Annotated in this window: 25 protein-coding genes and 1 tRNA gene; 20 read left to right on the top strand and 6 right to left on the bottom strand. The window is 61.8% G+C overall.

Annotated elements, in window-relative coordinates:
• The first annotated feature begins 1 nt into the window (after window position 1).
• The 10 genes from miaA to BLQ76_RS09230 all read left to right on the top strand — a co-directional run bounded on the left by miaA (window position 2) and on the right by BLQ76_RS09230 (window position 8,725).
• Complete coding sequence (gene miaA / locus BLQ76_RS09185; protein ID WP_090672219.1) at window positions 2-898, top strand: tRNA (adenosine(37)-N6)-dimethylallyltransferase MiaA; 897 nt, start codon at window positions 2-4, stop codon at window positions 896-898.
• A gap of 35 nt (window positions 899-933) precedes the next feature.
• On the top strand, window positions 934-1,752 hold the full coding sequence (locus BLQ76_RS09190; protein ID WP_170842534.1) for a DUF1206 domain-containing protein: 819 nt from the start codon (window positions 934-936) through the stop codon (window positions 1,750-1,752).
• A 229-nt stretch (window positions 1,753-1,981) separates the two neighbouring features.
• Complete coding sequence (locus BLQ76_RS09195) at window positions 1,982-3,763, top strand: acetolactate synthase 3 large subunit (protein ID WP_090672705.1); 1,782 nt, start codon at window positions 1,982-1,984, stop codon at window positions 3,761-3,763.
• 77 nt (window positions 3,764-3,840) lie between these two features.
• Entirely contained in the window at window positions 3,841-4,422 is a 582-nt protein-coding gene (ilvN, locus tag BLQ76_RS09200; protein ID WP_090672225.1) for an acetolactate synthase small subunit, read from the top strand.
• Between the two features lie 75 nt (window positions 4,423-4,497).
• Window positions 4,498-5,091 carry a LysE family translocator gene (locus BLQ76_RS09205; protein ID WP_090672228.1) on the top strand — a complete coding sequence of 198 codons (594 nt, stop codon included), beginning with the start codon at window positions 4,498-4,500 and terminating at the stop codon, window positions 5,089-5,091.
• Between the two features lie 40 nt (window positions 5,092-5,131).
• Complete coding sequence (locus BLQ76_RS09210; protein ID WP_090672231.1) at window positions 5,132-6,259, top strand: ATP-dependent DNA helicase; 1,128 nt, start codon at window positions 5,132-5,134, stop codon at window positions 6,257-6,259.
• A 68-nt stretch (window positions 6,260-6,327) separates the two neighbouring features.
• Window positions 6,328-6,975, top strand: a complete 648-nt coding sequence (locus tag BLQ76_RS09215; RefSeq protein WP_090672234.1) for a TetR/AcrR family transcriptional regulator C-terminal domain-containing protein — start codon at window positions 6,328-6,330, stop codon at window positions 6,973-6,975.
• Between the two features lie 3 nt (window positions 6,976-6,978).
• Window positions 6,979-7,998 carry a ketol-acid reductoisomerase gene (gene ilvC, locus BLQ76_RS09220; RefSeq protein WP_090672237.1) on the top strand — a complete coding sequence of 340 codons (1,020 nt, stop codon included), beginning with the start codon at window positions 6,979-6,981 and terminating at the stop codon, window positions 7,996-7,998.
• Between the two features lie 132 nt (window positions 7,999-8,130).
• Window positions 8,131-8,529, top strand: a complete 399-nt coding sequence (locus BLQ76_RS09225) for a PilZ domain-containing protein (protein ID WP_090672240.1) — start codon at window positions 8,131-8,133, stop codon at window positions 8,527-8,529.
• 120 nt (window positions 8,530-8,649) lie between these two features.
• A tRNA-Lys gene (locus tag BLQ76_RS09230) sits at window positions 8,650-8,725 on the top strand.
• 32 nt (window positions 8,726-8,757) lie between these two features.
• On the opposite strand, the gene BLQ76_RS09235 is transcribed toward BLQ76_RS09230, so the two are convergent.
• Window positions 8,758-9,285, bottom strand: a complete 528-nt coding sequence (locus BLQ76_RS09235) for a 2'-5' RNA ligase family protein (protein WP_244519551.1) — start codon at window positions 9,283-9,285, stop codon at window positions 8,758-8,760.
• A 14-nt stretch (window positions 9,286-9,299) separates the two neighbouring features.
• Entirely contained in the window at window positions 9,300-10,478 is a 1,179-nt protein-coding gene (locus BLQ76_RS09240; protein ID WP_139183970.1) for a hypothetical protein, read from the bottom strand.
• A gap of 203 nt (window positions 10,479-10,681) precedes the next feature.
• Here BLQ76_RS09240 and parC point away from each other — a divergent pair, with 203 nt between their 5' ends.
• Entirely contained in the window at window positions 10,682-12,925 is a 2,244-nt protein-coding gene (gene parC, locus BLQ76_RS09245) for a DNA topoisomerase IV subunit A (protein WP_090672246.1), read from the top strand.
• Here the strand turns inward: parC and BLQ76_RS09250 are convergent.
• The 3 genes from BLQ76_RS09250 to hemB form a co-directional block, all read right to left on the bottom strand.
• Complete coding sequence (locus tag BLQ76_RS09250; RefSeq protein WP_090672248.1) at window positions 12,918-13,703, bottom strand: arginyltransferase; 786 nt, start codon at window positions 13,701-13,703, stop codon at window positions 12,918-12,920. The genes parC and BLQ76_RS09250 overlap by 8 nt on opposite strands.
• 122 nt (window positions 13,704-13,825) lie before the next feature.
• Window positions 13,826-14,296 (bottom strand): RDD family protein, encoded by a 471-nt coding sequence (locus tag BLQ76_RS09255; RefSeq protein WP_090672711.1) that lies wholly within the window; start codon window positions 14,294-14,296, stop codon window positions 13,826-13,828.
• A gap of 76 nt (window positions 14,297-14,372) precedes the next feature.
• Window positions 14,373-15,395, bottom strand: coding sequence for a porphobilinogen synthase (gene hemB / locus BLQ76_RS09260; RefSeq protein WP_090672251.1), 1,023 nt, complete (start codon window positions 15,393-15,395; stop codon window positions 14,373-14,375).
• A gap of 212 nt (window positions 15,396-15,607) precedes the next feature.
• On the opposite strand from hemB, the gene BLQ76_RS09265 reads away from it, so the two are divergent.
• The 9 genes from BLQ76_RS09265 to nusB all read left to right on the top strand — a co-directional run bounded on the left by BLQ76_RS09265 (window position 15,608) and on the right by nusB (window position 23,052).
• Window positions 15,608-16,021 (top strand): DUF6163 family protein, encoded by a 414-nt coding sequence (locus BLQ76_RS09265; RefSeq protein ID WP_139183971.1) that lies wholly within the window; start codon window positions 15,608-15,610, stop codon window positions 16,019-16,021.
• A gap of 188 nt (window positions 16,022-16,209) precedes the next feature.
• Window positions 16,210-16,722 (top strand): transcriptional regulator LdtR, encoded by a 513-nt coding sequence (gene ldtR / locus BLQ76_RS09270; protein ID WP_090672256.1) that lies wholly within the window; start codon window positions 16,210-16,212, stop codon window positions 16,720-16,722.
• A 281-nt stretch (window positions 16,723-17,003) separates the two neighbouring features.
• Window positions 17,004-18,335, top strand: a complete 1,332-nt coding sequence (locus BLQ76_RS09275; RefSeq protein WP_090672714.1) for a L,D-transpeptidase family protein — start codon at window positions 17,004-17,006, stop codon at window positions 18,333-18,335.
• Window positions 18,336-18,454: 119 nt separating this feature from the next.
• Window positions 18,455-19,774 (top strand): serine hydroxymethyltransferase, encoded by a 1,320-nt coding sequence (gene glyA / locus BLQ76_RS09280; RefSeq protein WP_090672717.1) that lies wholly within the window; start codon window positions 18,455-18,457, stop codon window positions 19,772-19,774.
• A gap of 10 nt (window positions 19,775-19,784) precedes the next feature.
• On the top strand, window positions 19,785-20,264 hold the full coding sequence (gene nrdR, locus BLQ76_RS09285) for a transcriptional regulator NrdR (protein ID WP_090672259.1): 480 nt from the start codon (window positions 19,785-19,787) through the stop codon (window positions 20,262-20,264).
• A complete protein-coding gene (ribD, locus tag BLQ76_RS09290) occupies window positions 20,254-21,345 on the top strand; it encodes a bifunctional diaminohydroxyphosphoribosylaminopyrimidine deaminase/5-amino-6-(5-phosphoribosylamino)uracil reductase RibD (RefSeq protein WP_090672262.1) in 1,092 nt (363 codons plus the stop codon). Before nrdR ends, ribD begins: the two co-directional genes overlap by 11 nt.
• Window positions 21,345-21,989: a riboflavin synthase gene (locus tag BLQ76_RS09295; protein WP_090672265.1), complete on the top strand. Its 645-nt coding sequence runs from the start codon at window positions 21,345-21,347 to the stop codon at window positions 21,987-21,989. The genes ribD and BLQ76_RS09295 overlap by 1 nt, the downstream gene beginning before the upstream one ends.
• Window positions 21,990-22,100: 111 nt before the next feature.
• Window positions 22,101-22,547 (top strand): 6,7-dimethyl-8-ribityllumazine synthase, encoded by a 447-nt coding sequence (locus BLQ76_RS09300; RefSeq protein ID WP_090672268.1) that lies wholly within the window; start codon window positions 22,101-22,103, stop codon window positions 22,545-22,547.
• 4 nt (window positions 22,548-22,551) lie between these two features.
• A complete protein-coding gene (nusB, locus tag BLQ76_RS09305; RefSeq protein WP_090672270.1) occupies window positions 22,552-23,052 on the top strand; it encodes a transcription antitermination factor NusB in 501 nt (166 codons plus the stop codon).
• A gap of 53 nt (window positions 23,053-23,105) precedes the next feature.
• Here the strand turns inward: nusB and BLQ76_RS09310 are convergent, their stop codons facing one another.
• Window positions 23,106-23,606, bottom strand: a complete 501-nt coding sequence (locus BLQ76_RS09310) for an outer membrane protein assembly factor BamE (protein ID WP_090672273.1) — start codon at window positions 23,604-23,606, stop codon at window positions 23,106-23,108.
• Window positions 23,607-23,637 lie beyond the last annotated feature (31 nt).

Genomic DNA, 23,637 nt, shown 5'->3' on the forward strand with positions numbered 1-23,637 from the left:
AGTGAGACCGGACGCGATCCTGATAGCGGGGCCGACTGCGAGCGGCAAGTCTGCGCTTGCCGTCCGGCTGGCCAGCCACTTTGACGGCGCGGTTCTCAATACGGATGCGCTACAGGTTTACGATGGACTGCGCATTCTCACCGCTCGCCCGCGAGAGAGCGAAATGGGGAACGTAGCCCACCACCTGTACGGGCACGTTTCCCCCCACAAACCGTATTCGGTGGGGGAATGGCGGCGTGACGTCGAGGCGACGCTGTCGGCTCTGCCTCCCCAAACGATCCCCGTGTTCTGCGGCGGGACCGGACTCTATTTTCGAGCCTTGCTGATGGGGCTCGACGACTTTCCGACCGTACCGGAGCCTATCCGTTCGTATTGGAGGAATCTTGGTGAGACGACCGCGGTCGCGAGTTTGCATGCAGAACTCGTACGTCGCGATCCCGACGCCGCCTTGACGATCCGCCCGACCGATCGCCAACGGATCGTCCGCGCCCTCGAACTCATCGACACGACGACGCGGCCGCTCGCCGAGCTCAGGACGAATCTGACGGGTGGATTGTTCGACCCGGCACGTGTCATGGCGATCGTGCTGGTGCCGCCGAGGAATGAGTTGCGTGAGCGGATCGCTCAGCGATTTCACGCCATGCTCGCGGACGGCGCGCTGGACGAAGCGGTCGAGTTTCGCGAGCGGTTCGGCGATGGAGCTCCACTTGCGGAAAAGGCGATCGGACTTCGCGAACTTCTCGGCGTCGCAAACGGTACCTCATCGCTCGAACAGGCAGCTGAATCGGCGATCACGCGGAGCCGACAATACGCCAAACGGCAGGAAACCTGGTTTCGCAACCAGTTCGGGCCGACATGGTCCCGCTATGCCTCCCCCCTCGACGTTCCGGTCGGGTGACTTACTGTTGCAGCGATCAAAGCAGGGGAGCGACAATGAGTACGGTGATCGTCCGTGACCATCGAGACGCCATCGAGAAGGGGGCGCGTCTCGGGTATCTCGCTCGCGCTGCCATCTTCATCGTCATCGGCTTCTTCGCCTTCCGGACCGCCTTTGCCGGCGGAGACACAATCAGCGAACGCGAGGCGATCTCCGAGATCATCGCGACCCCATTCGGAAGCATCTCTCTCGTACTTCTCGTCATCGCACTGCCAGCCTTTGCGATCTGGCGACTCGTGCAGGCCGTTCTGGATGCCGATGGCTACGGCACAAGTTTCAAAGGACTTGCGACACGGGCTGGTCGGTTGGTCTCGGCCTTCGCGTACTCATTCCTGGCCGTCTATGTCGGCTCAATCCTCTTCGGCGTGTCGGTCGGAGGGAGTGGTGGCGGCAGCCAGATCCTCGAGCGCTGGGCGCAAGTCTTCGGCCCCTGGCTGACGATCCCACTCGGGCTGATCATGCTGGGTGTCGCTGGGTCGCAGATCGGAAAGGCGTACACGGGCTCGTTCCTCAGGTTCGTATCGCTACCGCCCGCTCAGGCGGCATGGATGACAATCGTCTGCCGTATGGGCCTCGTTGCGCGTGGCATTGTCTTTGCAGCGATTGCTGTCCTGCTGTTGACGGGCGCGTCTCGCTGGAACGCAGCCCATCCGCCTGGCCTCGAAGATGGTCTCGAGGAGATCGGCTCGTGGCCTTACGGCTGGCTTTTGCTGTCGGCGACTGGGGCTGGACTCATTGCGTTCGGGATCTACGCAATCATCTTGGCGCGTTACGGACATATCCGCTCGCCTGACATCTCGTCGGCTCTGAAGTAGGCCCTTGACGCTTTCGTAGGGCTCCGCTAGCGTCTGTCCCCATGTTCAAGAAGCTCATTCTCGTAAGGTGGCGCACACGCGAGACGGTCTGACGACCGTCCGGCTCTTGCCACGTGTGCGCAGTACAAAGGCCCCTCGAGGGCCTTTTTTGTTGCCCGCAAGTTCCCGTATCCATCAACGTCCCGCAACTCGGACGTGCAGCGAACGATAAGGCCGCGCGATGAACGACATGACGATCGACACCGGTATCCGCAAGATGACGGGTGCCCAGATGGTGGTCCAGGCCATGAAGGATCATGGCGTCGAGCATCTCTTCGGCTATCCCGGCGGCGCGGTCCTGCCGATCTACGACGCGCTGTTCCTGCAGGATGACGTGAAGCACATCCTCGTTCGCCACGAGCAGGGTGCAGGCCACGCGGCGGAAGGCTATGCCCGCTCGACCGGAAAGCCTGGCGTGATGCTGGTGACCTCCGGGCCTGGTGCGACCAACGCCGTCACACCTCTGCAGGATGCCTTGATGGACTCCATCCCGCTCGTCTGCATCACAGGTCAGGTCCCGACGACGCTGATCGGATCGGACGCCTTCCAGGAGTGCGATACGGTCGGCATCACCCGGCCCTGCACGAAACACAACTGGCTGGTGAAGAGCGTTGAGGATCTGGCCGAGATCCTGCACGAGGCCTTCCACGTCGCGACGTCCGGCCGTCCCGGTCCGGTCGTCGTCGACATCCCGAAGGACGTCCAGTTCGCGACGGGAACGTACACGCCGCCGACCCTGTCGCGCGCGACGCAACGCTATCAGCCGCGCCTTGATGCCGATGCGGGTCGCATCCGTGCAGCCGTCGAACTGATGCGTTCCGCACACCGCCCGATCCTCTATACCGGCGGGGGTGTCATCAATTCCGGTCCGGAGGCGTCGCGCCTCCTGCGCGAGCTAGTCGAGATGACGGGCTTCCCGATCACCTCGACGCTGATGGGCCTCGGTGCCTATCCGGCATCGGGCGAGCGCTGGATGGGCATGCTCGGCATGCACGGCACGTTCGAGGCGAACATGGCGATGCACGAGTGCGACGTCATGATCTGCGTCGGTGCGCGGTTCGACGACCGCATCACCGGCAGGCTCGACGCCTTCTCGCCGAACTCAAAGAAGATCCACATCGACATCGACCCATCGTCGATCAACAAGAACGTGCGCGTCGACCTGCCGATCATCGGCGACGTCGCCCATGTGCTGTCTGCGATGGTCGAGGCATGGCGCGAGGGCGGACCGCAGGAGAGCGGTCGCCTCGACGACTGGAACGAGAAGATTCGGGTCTGGCGCGCGCGCAACTCGCTGGCATTCCGGCAGGAGGGCGACATCATCCTGCCCCAACACGCGGTGAAGCGCCTTTATGAGCTGACGAAGGATCGCAAGACCTTCATCACCACCGAGGTTGGCCAGCACCAGATGTGGGCGGCCCAGTTCTACGGATTCGAGGAGCCCAACCGCTGGATGACCTCAGGCGGCCTCGGCACGATGGGCTACGGTCTGCCGGCGGCGGTCGGCGTCCAGATTGCCCATCCCGATGCGCTCGTCATCGACATCGCGGGCGACGCCTCGATCCAGATGATGACACAGGAACTCTCGACCGCCGTTCAGCATGGCGCGCCCGTCAAGGTGTTCATCCTGAACAACCAGTACATGGGCATGGTGCGCCAGTGGCAGCAGCTGCTGCATGGCAACCGCTTGTCGAACAGCTACTCGGAGGCGATGCCGGACTTCGTTAAGCTGGCGGAGGCCTACGGCGGCGTCGGTTTGCGGGTCGAGAAGGCGGGCGACCTCGATGCTGGTATTCAGGAGATGATCTCGGTCGATCGACCGGTGATCTTCGACTGCTGCGTCCAGAACCTCGCCAACTGCTTCCCAATGATTCCGAGCGGGAAGGCGCACAACGAGATGCTGCTTCCCGACGAGGCGAGCGACGACGCGGTCGCCAACGCCATCGACGCGAAGGGCAAGGCGCTGGTCTAGCGCCAAGACGGGAAGGGGCTCACGGAAGTCCCTCCCTTTTCCATTGCATCCGATCCCATGCCGATAAGGTCCGCCCGATGAACCTACCCGTCCAGCCGCCCGCGTCCGCCTACTTCATCACCGACGAGAAGCCGCCGATCGAGACGCGGACGCTCTCGATCATCGTCGACAACGAGCCCGGCGTGCTGGCCCGTGTGATCGGTCTGTTCTCCGGAAGGGGCTACAATATCGAGAGCCTGACGGTCTCCGAAACCGATCACAACAAGCACTTGTCTCGGATCACCGTGGTGACGAAGGGCGCGCCGAGCGTCATCGAGCAGGTGAAGAGCCAGCTTGACCGCATCGTGCCGGTGCATCAGGTCCTCGATCTGACCAAGGCGGCGGCGGGTCAGGGCGAGGACGGCCCGATCGAGCGCGAGCTGGCGCTAGTCAAGGTCGCGGGCGCAGGAGACGACCGAGTCGAGGCGTTGCGTCTGGCGGACGTCTTCCGCGCAAAGGTTGTCGATTCGACGACCGACCATTTTGTCTTCGAGATCACGGGCAAGACGTCCAAGATCGAGAAGTTCATCCAGATCATGGCGCCGCTTGGGCTGGTGGAAGTGTGCCGCACGGGCGTCGCCGCCATGAGCCGCGGCAGCGAGGCGATGTTCGCCGGCTAACCCTGGGGTCACCTTTAGTCTTCAAACCTTGCACGGCAGAGCGGCCGGGCGGGCTTCTCCTGAAAGCATCGGGTCATGTCGGCCGACGTCTTTGCCGCGCTCCTTGCCTACGCCTTCGTCACGTCCGTGACGCCGGGTCCCAACAACATGATGCTGATGGCGTCGGGCGTGAACTTCGGCTTTCGTCGGACAATCCCGCATATGCTCGGCATCGCGGTCGGCTTCTTCGTGCTGCTGCTGGCGGTCGGCTTCGGACTGGGCGCGCTGATCCATGCCGTACCAGCCCTTCAGACAGCGATGCGCGTCGCGAGTGTTGCCTACATGCTGTGGCTCGCCTGGAAGATCGCAACGTCGAAGCCGGCGGGTGAAGCCCAGGCGGGAAGCCGTCCGATGACGTTTCTTCAGGCGGCGGCGTTCCAGTGGGTCAACCCGAAGGCCTGGGCCATGGGTCTCGTCGCCATGGGAGCCTATACCAACGCAGAGAATCCCGTTCTGTCGGTCTTGCTTGTCGGCACCGCCTTTGCGCTCGTGAACTTCCCGTCGGTCTCCGTCTGGGCGGGGTTTGGCGTAGCCCTTCGAGGTCTGCTTGCCGATCCAAAGCGCCTGCGGATCTTCAATGTCACGATGGCCCTGCTGATCGTCGCGACCCTCTGGCCCATGCTGCGCTGAACCGCTTGCCGAACAGCGCCAATTCTGCGACGCCCGGCGCATGAAGTTCTCACCGCAGCAGGACGAGGCGCTGGTCCGAGTCGCCGAATGGCTCGATCGGGGCGATCAGCCGATCTTCCGGCTCTTCGGCTATGCCGGGACCGGCAAGACGACGCTCGCACGGCATTTCGCGGAAGGTATCGACGGCGCGGTCCAGTTTGCCGCCTTCACCGGCAAGGCGGCGCAGGTGCTGCGCTCGAAGGGCGCGAAGAGCGCCAAGACGCTGCACTCGTTGATCTACCGGCCGCGCGGTGAGGATACGGTGTCCGATGAGGAGACCGGCACGTCGCGTGTTTCTCCGACGTTCTCGCTCAACCGCCAAAGCCCTGTCGCGAAGGCGAAGCTCGTCGTCGTTGACGAATGCTCGATGGTAGACGAAGCGCTCGGTCGCGACCTCATGAGCTTCGGGACGCCGATCCTCGTCCTCGGCGATCCCGGACAACTGCCGCCGGTATCGGGGGGTGGGTTCTTCACAGAGGCCGAGCCGGACTTTCTGCTGACCGAGATCCATCGGCAAGCGCGCGACAATCCCATCATCGAGCTGGCCCTGGCGGTACGTGAAGGGCGCGACGTTCCGCTTGGCTCCTACGGCACGTCCAAAGTCATCGGTCGGCGAGATGTGGATCGCGACGAGGTCCTGGCGGCCGATCAGGTATTGGTCGGCACCAACCGGACACGGCGGCTCTACAACGGTCGGCTGCGGGAGCTGAAGGGTTTCACCGGTGCCCTGCCGCAGGCGGGCGACAAGCTCGTGTGCCTGCGTAACGATCCGACCAAAGGTCTGCTTAACGGCTCGCTGTGGCAGGTCATGACGGCCTCGCCCGAGAAGACGAAGCCCGGTACGAACCTGATCGTGAAGCCGGACGACGACGACATCGACAAGGGCGCAGCAAAGATCAAGCTGCTGAAACGCGCCTTCGAGGAGCCGGATGCCGAGATCGCCTGGGCCGAGAAGAAGCGGTACGACGACTTCGACTACGGCTATGCGCTGACGGTCCACAAGGCTCAAGGGTCGCAATGGGATGACGTCATGCTGTTCGACGAGAGCTGGGCCTTTCGTGACTCGCGAGAGCGTTGGCTCTACACCGCGGTCACGCGCGCCGCCGAGCGGCTGACGATCGTCCGTTGAACCCTTGCCCGTATCCACGCGATCGGATATGCGAACCGTAACGTACGGTACGGACTAGTGAGGCGTGAATGGCGGAAGGAGAGCTCAGCGACAGGCAGCGCGCCGTGCTCGACGCCGCCCTCGCACTCCTGGTCGAGCGCGGTGACAAGCTGACCATGACGGCGGTCGCCCGCGAGGCGAGCTGCTCGAAGGAAACGCTCTACAAGTGGTTCGGCGATAGGGACGGACTACTTGCCGCGACCGTGCGCCATCAGGCCTCCCGCATCCGAGGCGTCGCACTCGACGAGGGCCGCCTCGACCGGACGTCACTGCGCGAGGGCCTGGAGCGCTTCGCTCTCGACTGGCTCGAGGTGATCACGGGCCGCACATCGATCGCGTTGAACAGGCTCGCGGTCGGTCAGGCTGGGACGAGCAGCAATGATCTCGGGCTTATTGTGTTGCGCAACGGACCGGACGGTCTGCGCAAACGGCTGACGCCGCTTCTGCTCGGGGCACGCGAGCAGGGTTTGCTTGCATTCGATGAACCAGACGAGGCCTTCGGTACGTACTTCGGCTTGGTCGTCGGCGACGTTCAGCTGCGGATGCTGCTTGGCGACCCCGAGCCCATCGGCGCCCGCGACTTGGCGGCCCATGCGGCCGCGGCGGCGCGACAGTTTCTCACCCTCTACAGCACCATCCGACCGGCGGAGACCGGCGGCTCAAACGGAAGGACATGACCCATGCGCGTCTACTATGATCGCGACGCTGATCTGAACCTCATCAAGGGCCGCAAGGTCGCGATTGTCGGCTATGGCAGCCAGGGCCGGGCCCATGCGCTGAACCTGAAGGATTCCGGCGCGCAGAACGTGGCGATCGCCCTCAAGGCCGGTTCGCCGACACGCGCGAAGGCCGAGGCCGACGGCTTCCAGGTCATGACCGTCGCGGAAGCCGCCTCCTGGGCAGACCTTCTCATGATGGCAACGCCGGATGAGCTCCAAGCGGACATCTACAAGGCGGATATCGAGAACAACCTGCGCGACGGCGCCGCGATCGCCTTCGCACACGGCCTCAACGTGCATTTCGGTCTGATCGAGCCGAAGAAGAGCGTCGACGTCGTCATGATCGCGCCGAAGGGCCCGGGCCACACGGTGCGTGGCGAGTACCAGAAGGGCGGCGGCGTTCCCTGTCTCGTCGCGGTACACCAGGACGCTTCGGGCAACGCGCTCGATCTCGCGCTCTCCTACGCCTGCGGCGTGGGCGGCGGTCGGTCCGGCATCATCGAGACCAACTTCAAGGAAGAGTGCGAAACCGATCTCTTCGGCGAACAGGTCGTCTTGTGCGGCGGTTTGGTCGAACTCATCCGTGCGGGCTTCGAGACGCTCGTCGAGGCGGGCTACGCCCCCGAGATGGCCTACTTCGAGTGCCTTCACGAGGTGAAGCTGATCGTCGACCTCATCTACGAAGGCGGCATCGCGAACATGAACTACTCGATCTCCAACACCGCAGAGTGGGGTGAGTACGTGACGGGTCCGCGCATCATCACCGACGAGACGAAGGCCGAGATGCGCCGCGTTTTGCGCGACATTCAGACGGGCAAGTTCACGTCGGACTGGATGCAGGAGTACCGGTCGGGCGCGGCCCGCTTCAAGGGTATCCGCCGCGTCAACGACTCGCACCAGATCGAGGAAGTCGGCGAGAAGCTGCGTGGCATGATGCCGTGGATCGGCAAGAACAAGCTGGTCGACAAGGCCCGCAACTAAGCTGCGTTCAGGCTCGGAGGCGAAATCATCGCCTCCGAGCCAGCGGACTGCTCCGATAGGAGAAATGATTCAGCATTTCTCAAAGCCTCGTCGCGATGATCGCCTTGTCCGAATGTCGGAAAGTCGCAGGTCATGGTCGCCACCGCTGAGAACGCTGAGAATGAACGTCGCGTGGCGCCACGCGCCCGCACGCTCAAGCGCGGGAAGATCCTGTCGAATAATCGCTTCTCGACCTACGACTGCATCGTTCGCAACATATCGGCCACTGGCGCCCTGCTGACGATCGATCCGGCCGTGCCGTTACCCAAGGAGTTCGAGATCCGGATCGGAGAGGACGACGCGATCCGGCCCGCAAAGTTGGTTTATCGCCGCGAGCTGTTTGCGGGCATCCATTTCCTCGACTCGACGGATGATGAAAGCCGGGTGGATATCGTTCCAGCGACGGTGAGCGATGCGCAGCCCGACCTTCTTCGTTGGCCCGTCGAAGCGCTGCCGCATTCCATCACGTCACGTATGCCGTGGCGTTTCTGACTGCGGACCAGAACGGCAAAAAGAAATCCACCGATCAGCCTTTCCGGGGTGGACATGTGAGGGTCCGATCACTATAAACCGCCTCGTCAGCGCCGGTTGGTCTTCCACCGCCTGACCGATGGGTGATTAGCTCAGTTGGTAGAGCAGCTGACTCTTAATCAGCGGGTCGTAGGTTCGAACCCTACATCACCCACCAATTCCCAAACTCGAAAGCGTGCTCGATTAGTTTTAGTCGTCGGTTCGTAGATCGAACCGCCGTTCGAGACTCCATGGACCGTCAAGGTATCGCCAAAGGAGTAACGCCCGGCCTTCGACGGTGAAGGGTTCGAACTCGGCATCCAATCGATCGAACAACGATCGGGCAACCGGTGCCCCGACCTTATTCTGGATCGTAACATGCGGTTTGAAACGCTGGGCGTCCTGCGGACTTAGCGTGCTCGTCCAACGCGTCGCAAGGTCCGCCCGTAGCCGGATCAACTTCGGTGACTCAAGTACGTAAGCGGTCCCGTATCCGAGGAACCGCAGACCCCCGACCTGTATCGGAAACACCGACGTCGTGCTGGCGACCTCTTCGATGTCTTGCGTGAAGCTCTCAAGGTTCTCGCCGGGAAGCTTGTGAAAGAGCGTGAGGTGAGCCGGTATGAGGTTACGCTTGGCCGGGAAATGGGCTCGACGCATCCCGTCGAGCCGTTTGAAGCCCACTTCGTCGAAGCCGAGCGTCAGAATGAAGACCGCGGCCTCGTTCGATTGGTTCACGGACTCCGCCTAGCCTAGCGACCGGATTGCACGGACAGGTTCAAAACCTGTGGCAAAGTTTGCGGAGCTCCCATGGCCGCGCCGAGAATCTGCGTCGCTGGAATAGGGGCGGGCGGTTCGATCGCGAGCCGGATCGAACGAGGATTGTCGAGGAAGTCGTTGACGGCTTCGCCGACCTGCGCCTGGAACGTTGGGTTCTGCAGATATGCAAGTCCGAGAGGCACGGTGGCTTTCACCGTCTCAACGAACTGCTCGCGTGGTTGACCGTTCTGCTTCGCGAAATAGTCCAGGACCCGGTTGGTCAGGGACTGATCCTCAAACGCCAATGTCGCGGACTGCAGGTAGAGCTGCGAGATCAGCCCGATGACCGCCATCCCGGCGTTCTGATTTTGACCGTCGGACGCTTCGAGTTGTTGCGAGACCTGAGACAGGGACTGTATGAAGTTCGGGGTGTAGCCCGTGATCGTGTAGGCCAGATTGAGCTGACCAGCGTTTTCGACCGCAATCTTCAAATCGCTCAATGACAAGGCGCCCGTTTGCGGCTGCCAGGAACCCGCACCTTGGAGTGAGCCGGTCAACTGCGCGTAACCCAAGTCCGCCATCACCTGCGTCAGTCCCGCATTGCCCGTAGCGGCGGTGTCGAAGGTGAATTTCCCGAGCGCGATGCTGGACGCAAGACCCTCGCCCTCGCTGGGTTGCGTCACGACCGAAATGTCGTTCACCGACACAACGCTGCGATCAGCCTTCGCAACCGAGATCGATCCGATGGTTGAACGCTCCAGGAAGAGCGGCGAAAGGACGGCGGTATTAGCGGTGTCCGGACGGATCGTTAGCCCTTCCAATATGGCGTTGGAAACATTCGTCGCCACGTCGCCACTCGTCTGCCGAATGTCGCCGAGTTGGACGCGTGCAACGCGCCAGCCATCCGCGTTGGATCCCGTTACGTTCTCGAAGCGCAGCGTTCCCAAATCGAAGGGTTCGCTCCCGCCTTGCGCAGGCGTCACGCGGGCATCGTTCATGACGACATCGTCGCCTTCGTTCGAAACTGCGCCGAACTCCAGCCGCGTCGATGGTGCCATGACGGCCTTGAGACGCTCCGCGAAGGCTTGACCATCCGCGGCGAGGGCGACGCCCGAGCTGAACAAAAGACCGGTGAGCGCTGCAAGCACGGAACGGGTACGGATTGACGACATAGGCCGGGTTGTCCTTCTCACGACGCCGATTGACGCGGCGGTCAGCCGGGCTCGGGCAAGTCGATGCTATTATGGGGAACGCGCTACGGAGGGAAAGCCGCTCGGCAAGGCGAACCGACACCTTTCCGTGGTCGAATGAGTTTGAGTATGACCTTTATGTTCTCCACTTGTTCCCGTTTTGACGATGTCTTATCGCTAATCTTATGACCAAGATCTCCGATCCTCCGAGCGGCGGCGACATCGAGCCGATCGATCTGCGCACGGCACTCGAAGAGCGCTACCTGGCTTATGCTCTTTCAACGATTATGGGGCGTGCGCTCCCCGATGTTCGGGACGGACTGAAGCCCGTGCATCGACGCATCGTGCATGCCATGCGTGTGCTCAAGCTCGACCCCGGGCAAGGCTACAAAAAATGCGCGCGAATTGTCGGCGATGTCATGGGCAAGTTTCACCCGCACGGCGATGCGTCGATCTACGACGCCTTGGTACGGCTCGCGCAAGACTTCGCCATTCGCTACCCGATCGTCGATGGACAGGGTAATTTTGGCAATATCGACGGTGATAGCGCCGCGGCCATGCGGTACACGGAAGCGCGGATGACCGATGTCGCCACGCTGCTTCTGCGCGGTATCGACGAAAACGCCATCGACTTCCGTCCGACCTATAATGAGGAGGACCAAGAGCCGATCGTCCTCCCCGGTGCATTCCCAAATCTTCTGGCGAATGGGGCATCCGGCATAGCCGTTGGCATGGCGACGTCGATCCCGCCGCATAACGCGGCGGAGTTATGCGATGCTGCGCTCAAGCTGATCGCTGAACCCGATACCGATCTGGATGCCCTCCTGCGGTTTGTCCAGGGCCCTGACTTCCCGACCGGCGGTGTCGTCGTCGACACGCGTGCCGTCATACGAGAGGCCTATGCGACGGGACGCGGCTCGTTTCGGGTGCGCGCGAAGTGGGAGAAGGAGGATCAAGGGCGCGGCGGCTTCGTCGTGGTTGTGACCGAGATACCCTATCAAGTTCAGAAGTCGCGTCTCATCGAGAAGATCGCCGACCTCTTGATGGCGAAGCGTCTCCCTCTGCTTGCCGACATTCGAGACGAATCCACCGAGGATGTTCGCATCGTTCTCGAGCCCAAATCCCGGTCGGTCGATCCCGGCATCCTGATGGAGTCGCTGTTCCGCCTGACCGACCTCGAAGCGCGTATCCCGCTCAACATGAACGTGTTGTCGGGTGGGCGCGTACCCAAGGTTCTCTCGCTGAAGGAGGTGCTTAGTGAATGGCTCGCGCATCAGCGCGACGTCCTTGTGCGGCGGTCTCAGTTTCGGCTCGATCAGATCGAGCGGCGGCTGGAAGTGCTGGCCGGCTACCTCATCGCCTTCCTCAACCTCGATGAGGTCATCCGGATCATCCGCGAAGAGGATGAGCCGAAGCGCGTGATGATGCGGACCTTCGAACTGACGGACGTTCAGGCCGAAGCGATCCTCAACATGCGACTGCGCTCGTTGCGAAAGCTCGAGGAATTCGAACTGCGCCGGGAATTCGATGCGCTGACAGCCGAAAAGGCGGAGAAGCAGGCGCTTCTCGGTTCCACGGAACGGCAGTGGGAGCGTGTCGCCGGAGAAGTGCGAGAGGTTCGCGACGCCTTCTCGAAGAAGACTCGCCTCGGTCGCCGCCGTACGAACTTCGCCGATGCGCCTGGTCATACGGCTGACGATATCGCCGAGGCACTAATCGAGAAGGAACCGATCACGGTCGTCCTGTCCGAGCGCGGCTTTCTTCGCGGGTTGAAGGGGCATGTCGCCGACCTGTCGGGTTTGTCGTTTCGCGACGGCGACAAGCTCAAGTTCAGCTTTCATGCGTTGACGACAGACAAGCTCGTATTCCTGTCGACGGACGGTCGCGCCTATACGCTCACGGCCGACAAGCTTCCGGGCGGGCGAGGTCAGGGTGATCCGATCCGTTTGCTGATCGATCTCGAAGACAGTCAGGATCTGGTCTACGGCTTCGTTCCCGACACCGCTTCGAAGCGCTTGATTGCGTCCACGGATGGGAATGGCTTCGTCGTCAACGAGGGCGAACTCGTATCCGGTATGCGGAAGGGCAAGCAGGTCCTCAACCTCGCGGGAGCCTCACGCCTCGCCATCGCAGAGCGCATCCAGGGTGATACGGTCGCTGTGATCGGGGACAATCGAAAGCTTGCGGTGTTCCCGTTGGTCCAGGTTCCGGAGATGACGCGAGGCAAGGGCGTACGGTTGCAACGCTACAAGGATGGCGGTCTCGCTGACCTGAAGACGTTCCGCCTAGCAGACGGCCTGACGTGGACGGATACGGCTGGCCGCGTCTTCAACCGCAGCGAAATTGAACTGCGGGACTGGTACGCCGATCGAGCTCAGGCCGGTCGCCTCGTTCCGAAGGGCTTTCCCAAGAGCGGTCGATTCACGTGACCGTGGTCGGCGGCTCGGTGGGGTGAGGGACACTCGCGTCGTAGCGTTCCCAGCCGCGCGCCATCAAGTGTTCTTGGGGCTGGAAGCGGATCTTGTAGTCCATCTTTCGAGATCCGCGCACCCAGTAGCCTAGGTAGAGGTATGGCAGCCCAAGCTCCCGGGCCCGACGGATGTGGTCGAGAATCATGTAGGTCCCGAGGCCACGGTGATGCTCTGCGGGCTCGAAGAAGGAGTAGACCATCGAAAGCCCGTCGCCCATGACATCGGTCAGGGCGACGGCGACCAGATCGCCATCGGACCGGTTCGTGAAACGCGAATCCGGCCCTTTGCGTCGATACTGGATGACGCGGGTATCGACCTGACTGTCCTCGACCATCATCGCATAGTCGAGCACCGACATCTCGGACATGCCACCGCGTGTATGGCGGGCCTCCAGATAGCGCCGAAACAGCGCGTACTGTTCGGACGTCGGCTCTGGTTCGCCCATTCGACCGATGAGATCGGAGTTTGTCGCGAGCGACCGGCGCATCGACTTTGTCGGCTCGAATTCATCGACGAGGATGCGCACGGATATGCAGGCTCGGCACCGCTCGCAGGCCGGGCGGTAGGCGATGTTTTGACTACGCCTGAAGCCGCCCTGCGTCAGCAGATCCAGAAGATCCGACGCACGCGCCCCAATCAGATGTGTGAAGACTTTTCGCTCCAGTTGCCCCGGCAGATAGGGGCAGGCCGACGGCGAGGTCAGGAAAAACTGCGGCGTCTGCGGATGAGCAGTCATGGGGTAGGGAGCCGCCTTCCGAAAGCGCCGGTGCGATCACCGCCCGCGTCCATAGTGTGGCGCGGGGCGATGGTTTTGGGAAGGTGCGAAACCGACCGCGTCGGGCTGCCGCAGCTTGGACATTACGGTGCGCGGCGGACGACCACGGTTCCGAGCAACAGATCCTGCACAAGCTGCTTGCGCGGCGTGAACAGGCCGACAAGCAGGATGAATCCGCCTGTCGCCACGTTGCCCACCCAAAACAGGATGGTATGCGCGACCGCCAGCGCCGGATCGACGCGACCACCGTCGTTGCGCTCGAGCCGTATGCCGACGACACGCATTCCAGGGGTTGCCTGCGCATCGCCGCCCAACGTGAAGGCGACGTAAGGGATGGCGACGAGCGGCAGGAGGATTCCGTAGAGACCCCATCCCAAACCGAGCGTCAGCAGGCCGAGGATCGTGACCAGAACGAACGCCGGTACGCAAAGAATGAGTACCATCGCGTAGTCGAACAGAAAGCCGAAAACGCGGCGGGTTCGCACGCCTCGATAAGCGGCCGGTTGTTGCAACCAAGCTCCTGGCTGTGTGCGAAGCGTATCGGTCGCCGTCATGCCCGGCATCCTTTCATCTCCCAGTGTCTTGCCTGAGATATGTGATCGCTCAACCGACTTAGCAATGCGTTCAGGGTCAGCGAAGCAGCGCTGCCGCGCTGGGGGCGAAGTAGGAAAGGATGCCGGCAGCTCCGGCACGCTTGAACGAACGCAACGACTCCATCATCGCGCGCTCGCCATCAATCCAACCGTTCTGCGCTGCCGCCATGATCAATGAATACTCGCCGGATGTCTGGTAGGCGAAGGTCGGCACCGCGAACTCGTCGACAAGCCGCGTGAGGATATCGAGATACGGCATACCGGGTTTGACCATGATCATATCGGCGCCCTCCAGGATGTCCTGACGCGCCTCGCGCAGAGCCTCATCGGTATTGCCCATATCCATCTGATATGTTCGCTTATCGCCCTTCAGCGCACCGGTCGATCCGACTGCATCGCGGAAAGGGCCGTAGAAGGCGGAGGCATACTTCGCCGCGTAGGACATGATCATCCTGTCGCGAAAGCCGGCACCATCCAATGCTGAGCGGATACAGGCGATGCGCCCGTCCATCATGTCGGAGGGACCGAGAATGTCGCAACCAGCCTCGGCCTGCACCAGAGCTTGCTGACACAGGATCTCGACGGTCTCGTCGTTCAGAATTCGACCGTCGTGCAATAGACCGTCGTGCCCGTGGCTGGTGTAGGGATCGAGCGCCACGTCGCACAGAACGCCGATGTCCGGCACCGCGGCCTTGATTGCCCGCACGGCACGACAGACGAGATTGTCTGGGTCCAAGGCTTGGCTTCCGCGCTCGTCCCGTTGTCCGGGGCCCGTGAACGGGAACAGGGCGACAACCGGAATACCCAGATCGTAAGCCTCGCTCGCTGCCTCGGCGCACCCGCGCACCGAACGACGGAACACGCCAGGCATGGACGCGACGGGCTCGGGATCGCCGTCTCCCTCCCGGACGAAAATCGGCCATATCAAGTCGTTCGGGGTCACGTCAGACTCCCGGACGAGACGGCGCACCCAATCGCTTTGTCTCAAGCGACGTAGCCGCGTGCCGCCGGTCGCACGGTCAATGGCTGCGGACAAACGCGGAGGCGTGGGTGACGACATGGGTGGATCTCCGCAAGGTGCCTGCGGAGCGCGCGACGTTCCGCAACTGGGGACAGGCTCGGCGCGGCCACGGCAGCGCGTTGACGTGACCCGGACCTAATCCTAGCGTTGGGCGACGACAAGTCCGTCGCCCGGCAAAGGCGATGACGAACTGGAATGAACCGCATGATGGGGCGAATGGATGGTTTGGGTCGCCCCGTGACAGGCGTGCCGTGAGAGGCAAGACCGGGCGTCCGGAACGCGCACCTTTCATCAACGATCGCCTTCGAGACGTCGTTTGCCGGTTGGCATCCGTCGCGCTCTTTGCAGGCGGCCTATTTTACTGGACGCGCCTGATCGGCGTCTACGATGGACTTCTTTGGCGGTTCGATACGATGCCGATCTGGTGGCGGATCGCAACGCCGGTTCTTGCCGTCTTATATCCAATCGCCGGAGTCGGGCTTTGGTTGATCGCGTCATGGGGCATCGTGATCTGGACCCTCGTCTTCGCCATTGAAGCGATCATGCATCTGGGTTTTGCTCGCTTGTTTGGAACGGCTCCAGCACAAGTCGGTCTACACGCCTTCGGATTGGTTGCTCTTTTGATGCTGCGAGTCGCTGCACTGCCCGAACAACGGCGCAAGTAAAACGCTCCACTAAGCATCGTACCTACGATTTTCGGGATCTTGTACGGATTTCATTAAGGCCATTCGAGCCTCTGCGCTCGCTGCAAATCATTTACTTTGAGTTTTAAAGCGAATTAGACGCGTCCGATATAGCTTCGTGATCAAGACGGGACCACGAGAGTTCCGAAACAGACAGTGGAGCCGGCGAGATGAGCAACCTGAAGACCAAGCGCGATACGCCCGACACGTCCGACGACAAGGTCGAGCTGAAGAGTCTTTATCTGGAAACGCTGCAACTCGTGGAGCGTTTGCATCGCCGGTTGCTCGATGTCATCAAAGACGAATTCGACCGCGCCGGTCGGACCGACATCAACGCGGTCCAGGCGCTGCTCCTGTTCAATATCGGCAACTCGGTTCTGACGGCGGGCGAGTTGAGGACGAGGGGGTTCTACCTCGGTTCGAACGTTTCCTATAACTTGAAGAAGCTCGTGGAGCTTGGCTTCATCGATCACCAGCGTTCGCGCGTTGATCGTCGCGCGGTTCGCGTCTCGCTGACGAAGGCTGGACTTCAAGTCGCCGATATCGTCGCCGTTTTGTACGACCGTCACATCGGATCGATCGATAAGGTTGGCGGGCTCGACGAAGGCGAGTTCCAGAAGATGAACAAGTCGCTGCAACGGCTGGACCGCTTCTGGAACGACTCCATCATGTACCGTCTCTGACCGTTTTGCGAACGCGCGGCAGCGTTCCTCCAGTCCGCTGTCGATCGTCAAACCCCGCGAAGGCCGGCAGGCCATCGCGGGGTTTTTTCGCAACATGCTGCGCGCTCCTCAACACAACGGAGCGCAAGCAATTGAGCATCCACGCTTTTGCCTCAATCGAATGGCCTGCCTTTCCTCATGGATGTGTAGATCAGAGCGACGTTCAGTGTTGTCGTTTGATTTACCACAAGCGGCATATGTTGCGCCGCAAGCGACCTGACACTGACCGTCGAGGAATGAACATGACCAAAGGCATCCCAGACCGTAATCGACCGACCCTTTCCCGTCGGACGTTCGTCGCGGGCGCCGCAGGCTTGTTTGGCGCCGGTGCCATCTCAGGCGTGGCGCGTGCGCAATCTGCGCTCGAGGGCGTACTCAGCGCTCCAAACCGTGGTGGGTGGACCGATCAGTTCGATACGCGTGCGGCCAGCGTTCGCAACGTTGCATCATACCAGCCGGTTTTCTCACCGAACACCCTGTCTGCTATGCAGCAGGCCGTTGGTACGTACAATCAGATCGCCATGAGCGGCGGTTGGCCTCAGGTTCCCGAGACCGGCAAGTTGCAGATCGGCGCACAGAATCAGGCGGTATCGCTCCTGCGCCAGCGTCTGGCCGCGTCGGGCGACCTCGACCGCTCGGCCGGTAACTCGACTGCCTTCGATACCTATGTCGATGCGGCCGTTAAGCGCTTCCAGGCGCGACATGGTCTTCCGGCCGACGGAGCGGTGGGTGAGTACACCTACAAGGCCCTGAACGTCCCGGCAGACGTTCGTCTCATGCAGCTTCAGACCAACATCCAGCGTCTTTCCGCGATCCAGCCGGATCCAGGTCGCTTCGTGATGGTCAATATTCCGGCAGCCTCGATCGAAGCCGTCGAGAATGGCCGCGTCGTTCAACGCCATACGGCGGTCGTCGGGAAGATCGATCGTCAGACGCCGATCCTGGACTCCAAGATCACGAACCTGAACCTGAATCCCTATTGGCATGCACCAGCATCGATCGTCCGCAAGGACATCATCCCGCTGATGCAGAAGGATCCGACCTACCTCACACGCAACGATATCGTCATCTACGCAGCCGATGGCAGCGTGATCCCGCCGGAAACCATCAACTGGAACACCGACGAGGCGGTGAAGTACCTGTTCCGCCAGAACCCCGGCCGTATGAACGCGATGTCTTCGGTGAAGATTAACTTCCCGAATCCGTATGCGGTCTACATGCATGATACGCCGCAGCAGAGCGTCTTCTCTCAGCTGATGCGCTTTGAATCGTCGGGCTGCGTGCGAGTGCAGAACGTGCGAGATCTCATCGTCTGGTTGGCACGCGACACGCCGGGATGGGACAGGTCTGCGATCGAACGCACGATCTCGGCTCGCACTCGGCAGGATGTGAACCTGACCAATCCGGTCCCGCTGCACTTCACCTATCTGACCGCCTGGGCGACTGACCCGACCGTCGTGCAGTTCCGGGATGACATCTATCGCCGCGACGGCGCCGAGCAGTTGGCAATGTCGGAGGCGCAGCCAACGGCTTATGCCGCCGGTGAGCAAGCCTACGCCGATCTGCCGTACTAGGTCGCAAGCTGCCCGCCGCAAAGCCCGTTGGCGCGGCGTCGCAATATGTGATAGTGCGCACGCAAACACCGGTTGAGGGGGCCCTTGTGGCCCCCGTTTCGTTCCAGGGAGTTCGGATGATGTCGCAAGCTCTTGCCGCTGCCCCGGCTACGCATCAGAACGGCTTTTTCTCGGATGGCATCGCTGCAGGCGATCCGGACCTCTTCGCGGCGATGCGGGCCGAACTTCATCGTCAGCAGCACGAGATCGAACTAATCGCATCGGAGAACATCGTATCGCGCGCCGTTCTGGAAGCGCAGGGATCGGTTCTGACGAACAAGTACGCCGAGGGCTATCCCGGCCGTCGCTACTACGGCGGCTGTGAGCATGTCGATGTCGTCGAGCAGCTGGCAATCGACCGTGCCAAGACACTCTTTGGTTGTGGCTTCGCCAACGTCCAGCCCAACAGCGGCAGTCAGGCAAACCAGGCCGTCCTCTTGGCTTTGTCCAAGCCCGGTGCGACGATTCTTGGTATGAGCCTCGATGCCGGCGGACACCTTACCCACGGTGCCAAACCGAACCTGTCAGGTCGCTGGTTCAATGCCGTCCAGTATGGCCTCGATCTCGAAACGGGTTTGATCGACTACGACCAAGTCGAGCAGCTCGCGCAGGAAATGCGGCCGGACATCATCATTGCCGGTGGTTCCGCCTACAGCCGCATCATCGATTTCGCACGTTTTCGAGCCATTGCGGATGCCGTCGACGCTTTCCTCTGGGTCGACATGGCGCATTTTGCCGGTCTTGTGGCAGGTGGTCAGCACCCCAGCCCCTTCCCACATGCGCATGTTGCGACTTCGACGACCCATAAGACGCTTCGCGGCCCGCGCGGCGGCCTGATCCTCACCAACGACGAGGATATCGCGAAGAAGATCAACTCGGCGATCTTCCCAGGCCTTCAGGGTGGACCTCTCATGCACGTGATTGCTGGGAAGGCAGTCGCCTTTGGTGAGGCGCTGCAGCCCGGTTATCGCAGCTACATCGCCTCGGTCGTGGAGAACGCCAAGGTTCTCGCCGAGACCGTGCGAGAGGGCGGGCTCGACATCGTCTCTGGCGGTACCGACACGCATCTGATGCTTGTCGATCTGCGTCCCAAGATGTTGACGGGCAAGAAGACCGAGATCGCGCTCAGCCGAGCCGGTATCACCTGCAACAAGAACGGCGTACCCAACGATCCGGAGAAGCCGACGGTCACGTCCGGTATCCGCCTCGGTACGCCCGCTGCGACCACCCGTGGCTTCGGAGCGGCGGAGTTCCGGGAGGTCGGGCACATGATCGTGGAAGTGCTCGACGGCATGAAGGCTGCCAATTCCGAGGACGGCAACGCCACGGTCGAAGCTGCGGTGAAGGCGCGGGTTCAAGCGTTGACCGACCGCTTCCCGATCTATCCGAACCTCGGCTGACCCGCTCGCCTTGCGCTGCCCGTTCTGCGGTTCGCCTGACAGCCAGGTCAAGGACTCGCGTGCCGCCGAAGATGGCATTGCCATTCGACGGCGGCGCATATGTCCCGATTGCAATGGACGCTTCACGACATTCGAGCGCGTCCAGTTGCGCGAGCTGGTGGTTATCAAGAAGTCGGGGCGGCGGGTTCCATTCGATCGTGAGAAGTTGGCTCGATCCATTCGAACCGCCTTGCGCAAGCGGGACGCTGAACCGGAACGCGTCGAGCGAATGATCTCTGGCATCGTCCGCCAACTGGAATCAACGGGTGAGGCGGATGTGCCGTCGGCAGCGATCGGTCGATTGGTGATGGAAGCTTTGCTGGGTTTCGATGATGTTGCCTACGTTCGCTTCGCATCCGTTTATCAGGATTTCCAGCACGCTGCGGATTTCGCAGGCGTTCTCGGCGAATTGACCGCGGACGAGCGCGTCGAAGCGGACGATGCAAACTGAGTCTCTCAGCGAGGAAGACAGACGCTATCTTCACGCTGCCAGCCGTTTTGCACTGCGACACGCGGGACTTACGGCCGAAAATCCAGCCGTCGGCTGCCTGATCGTTCGCGATGGGCGCATCGTTGGGCGCGGTGTGACAGCCTTTGGCGGCAGACCCCATGCAGAGCGGGTCGCCCTGGACGAGGCTGGTCCATTGGCGCAGGGCGCAACTGCCTACGTCACGCTTGAGCCATGCGCCCACCATGGTCGTACACCACCCTGTGCCGATGCGTTGGCAAGCGCAGGCGTTGCTCGGGTCGTTATCGGTGCAAACGACCCCGATCCTCGTGTCGATGGTCAGGGTATCGAGCGGCTTCGCTTGCAGGGCGTCCGGGTCGCTGTTGACGCAAGTTTTAGGGGCAATATCGGGGTAGAGGGTTTCCTCACGCGTATGCGGCGCGGACGACCGTTCGTGACACTGAAGCTCGCAGTGTCGGCGGACGGCTACATCGGTCATGTCGACCGAGGGCAGGTCGCCATCAGCGGTGCTATCTCCAATCGCCAAACCCATCTTTTGCGCGCCCGAAGCGATGCCATCATGGTCGGCATCGGAACTGTGCTGTCCGACGATCCGCTGCTGACCGTGCGGCTCGACGGTCTATCCGAGCGCAAACCAAAGCGCCTCGTGATCGATCCCAGTCTTCGCACGCCACGTACTTCTCGATTGATGCAGACTGCCGGGGACGTTCCGCTTCTCATCGCAACGACGCGCGCTGACGACGTTTCAGTAGCGGTTCTCGAACCTCGACCAGTTCAGCTTGTTCCCTTTGGGAGTGAACTAGATGCGCTTCGCCGCCTGTGCGCGCATTTGGGCCAAGATGGGATCGGTTCCATTCTCTGCGAAGGCGGCGCACGCTTGGCGGCCTCGCTTCTGGCACAAGATCTGGTTGACCGTATCGTCATCATACAGTCTCGCAACGAGATCGGAGGGAAGGGGGTCTCGGCACCGGATCTTCGCTCCTATCTATCCGCTTTCGAAGCGACCCGCCGTTTGCATTTCGGCGATGACCGCTGGGTCGAATACGACAGGAAGTCGCACTGATGTTTACAGGTATCGTTTCGGACGTCGGCCGCATCGCCTCGGTCAGCCAGCTGCCTATGGGTCGACGCTTTCGCATCGAGACCCGTTATGATCCGAGCGACATACTCATTGGCGCATCCATCAGTTGCTCCGGCGTCTGCCTGACTGTGGTCGAACTCGCCGCGACGTCCGAGCCTCAGGCATGGTTCGACGTCGAGGCATGGGAAGAGGCTTTGAGGTTGACCACGGCAGGAGTGTGGGAAACCGGGTCGCTCGTGAATCTGGAAAGGGCTCTGAAGGTCGGCGACGAACTCGGCGGCCACCTTGTATCGGGCCATGTCGACGGACAAGCGACGATCGTCGCAAAGAAGGACGAAGGCGAAGCGATCCGCTTCACGCTTCGAGCACCACGCGAACTCGCACGATACATCGCCCAGAAGGGATCGGTTTGCCTGGACGGCACGTCGTTGACGGTCAACGGCGTTGCCTCCGATCTGTTTGATGTCCTTCTGATCCGGCACTCGCTGCAGGTGACGATCTGGGGCGAAAAGCGCGAGGGCGATCGGGTCAACCTTGAGGTGGACCAGATTGCGCGGTATGCGGAGCGCCTGTTCAGCGTTGGGGCGGTTCGCCCAGATGAGCGTACCGGTTCCGGGCTAGAGTAGAGTTCGGCCGTGGTTCGCAACACGCCGTATCACATCGTCATCTGAGACCGCAGCGGCATGCGGCACCCACCGGGTCGACGCCGCTTGGTCGCTCGAAGGATTCCTTCTCCCATGTCCGCGCCCCATATCCTGATCATCGAGGCTCGATTCTACGATCACATCGCGGACCACTTGCTGGATGGCGCGAAGGCGCACCTGGACGCGGCTGGAGCAACCTATGACGTCGTGACCGTTCCCGGCGCTTTGGAAGTGCCGGCTGCCATCACCTTCGCGCTGACGGGAGCGGACGCTGGTCGTCGTGACTATGACGGGTACGTTGCGCTTGGCTGCGTCATTCGCGGTGAGACCTATCATTTCGACATTGTCGCCAATGAATCGTGCCGCGCTCTCATGGACCTTTCGATCGATGAGGGACTGGCGATCGGGAATGGCATCTTGACCGTCGAGAACGAGGATCAGGCGCTTGAACGAGCTCAGGTCGATCGAAAGAACAAAGGTGGCGGTGCGGCCGAAACGACGCTCGCCATGATCGCCCTTCGCAGCCGATTGGGAGCCTGAGGCCATGAGCGACGGGACAGCTCGCACCGCCCGGCCTGCCAACAAGCGCGGCGCCGCTCGCCTTGCCGCCGTACAGGCGCTGTATCAGATGGATGTTGGTGGGACAGGCCTTCTCGAAACCGTCGCCGAGTACGAGGCCTTCCGCCTTGGCCAGGAAGTCGATGGATTGGTGTACCGCGAAGCGGATGCCGCTTGGTTTCGAGATATCGTCTCAGGCGTCGTTCGCGGGCAGACCTTCATCGATCCGATGATCCATTCGTCGCTTTCGGCGGATTGGCCGCTCTCGCGCCTCGATACGACGCTGCGTGCGATTTTGCGTGCGGGAACCTACGAAGTGACGGGACGAAAGGATGTCCCCATCGCCGTGATCGTCAGCGAGTACGTCGACATCGCGAAAGCATTCTATGGCGACGATGAGACGCGCCTCGTCAACGCTGTCCTGGATCGGGTGGCACGGCGTTCGCGCGGCGAGGGGCGGGGCCAGGACGTTCCTTCAAACGCCTAAGAGGCGTGTTCGAACAGAAGGCGTCGCCGGTGCGGCGCCTTCCGTTCAAGCTATCACCGGCCAGGAGAGACGCCACCTCCACCACGCGCGCCGCGGCTCACTGCATCAACGATGCTCTGCCCATCCGGTGCGGTCGCAGCGAGAATCGAGCCAAGGAAGCTTTGGTCACGCCCGCCGGTCGGTGTCGTGCGGGAAATGAAGTCGAAGACGCGACCGTTCTGCAGGCCGTAGTTCGCGATCCGCTCGACGGTATTGTTGGAGCCGAAGTAGACAGCCAAAACGCGTTGATCGACGAGACGGGGCTGCATGAAGGCGACCGGACGCACGCGCTTCTGCGAGATATAGTAGAAAACCTCGTTGCCGAACGTAGCCTTCGTGGACGGCGAACCGAGCGCCAAGAGAACCTGCTCCCGGCTCGAGCCAACCGGCACGAGCGACAGCGACTGCTCGTCGATAATGTACCCTTGATTGTAGACCTGAGCCGTCTGGCAACCGGACAGCACGACGAGCGCGCCGAGGCCGGCAGCGAGAGACAGATTGGATCGCAACTTCATGGACACGCGGCTTCATTCCCTTGGAACGAAG

The sequence above is a fragment of the Aureimonas jatrophae genome (assembly GCF_900104035.1).
In the GTDB taxonomy this organism is placed as follows: Bacteria; Pseudomonadota; Alphaproteobacteria; order Rhizobiales; family Rhizobiaceae; genus Aureimonas; species Aureimonas jatrophae.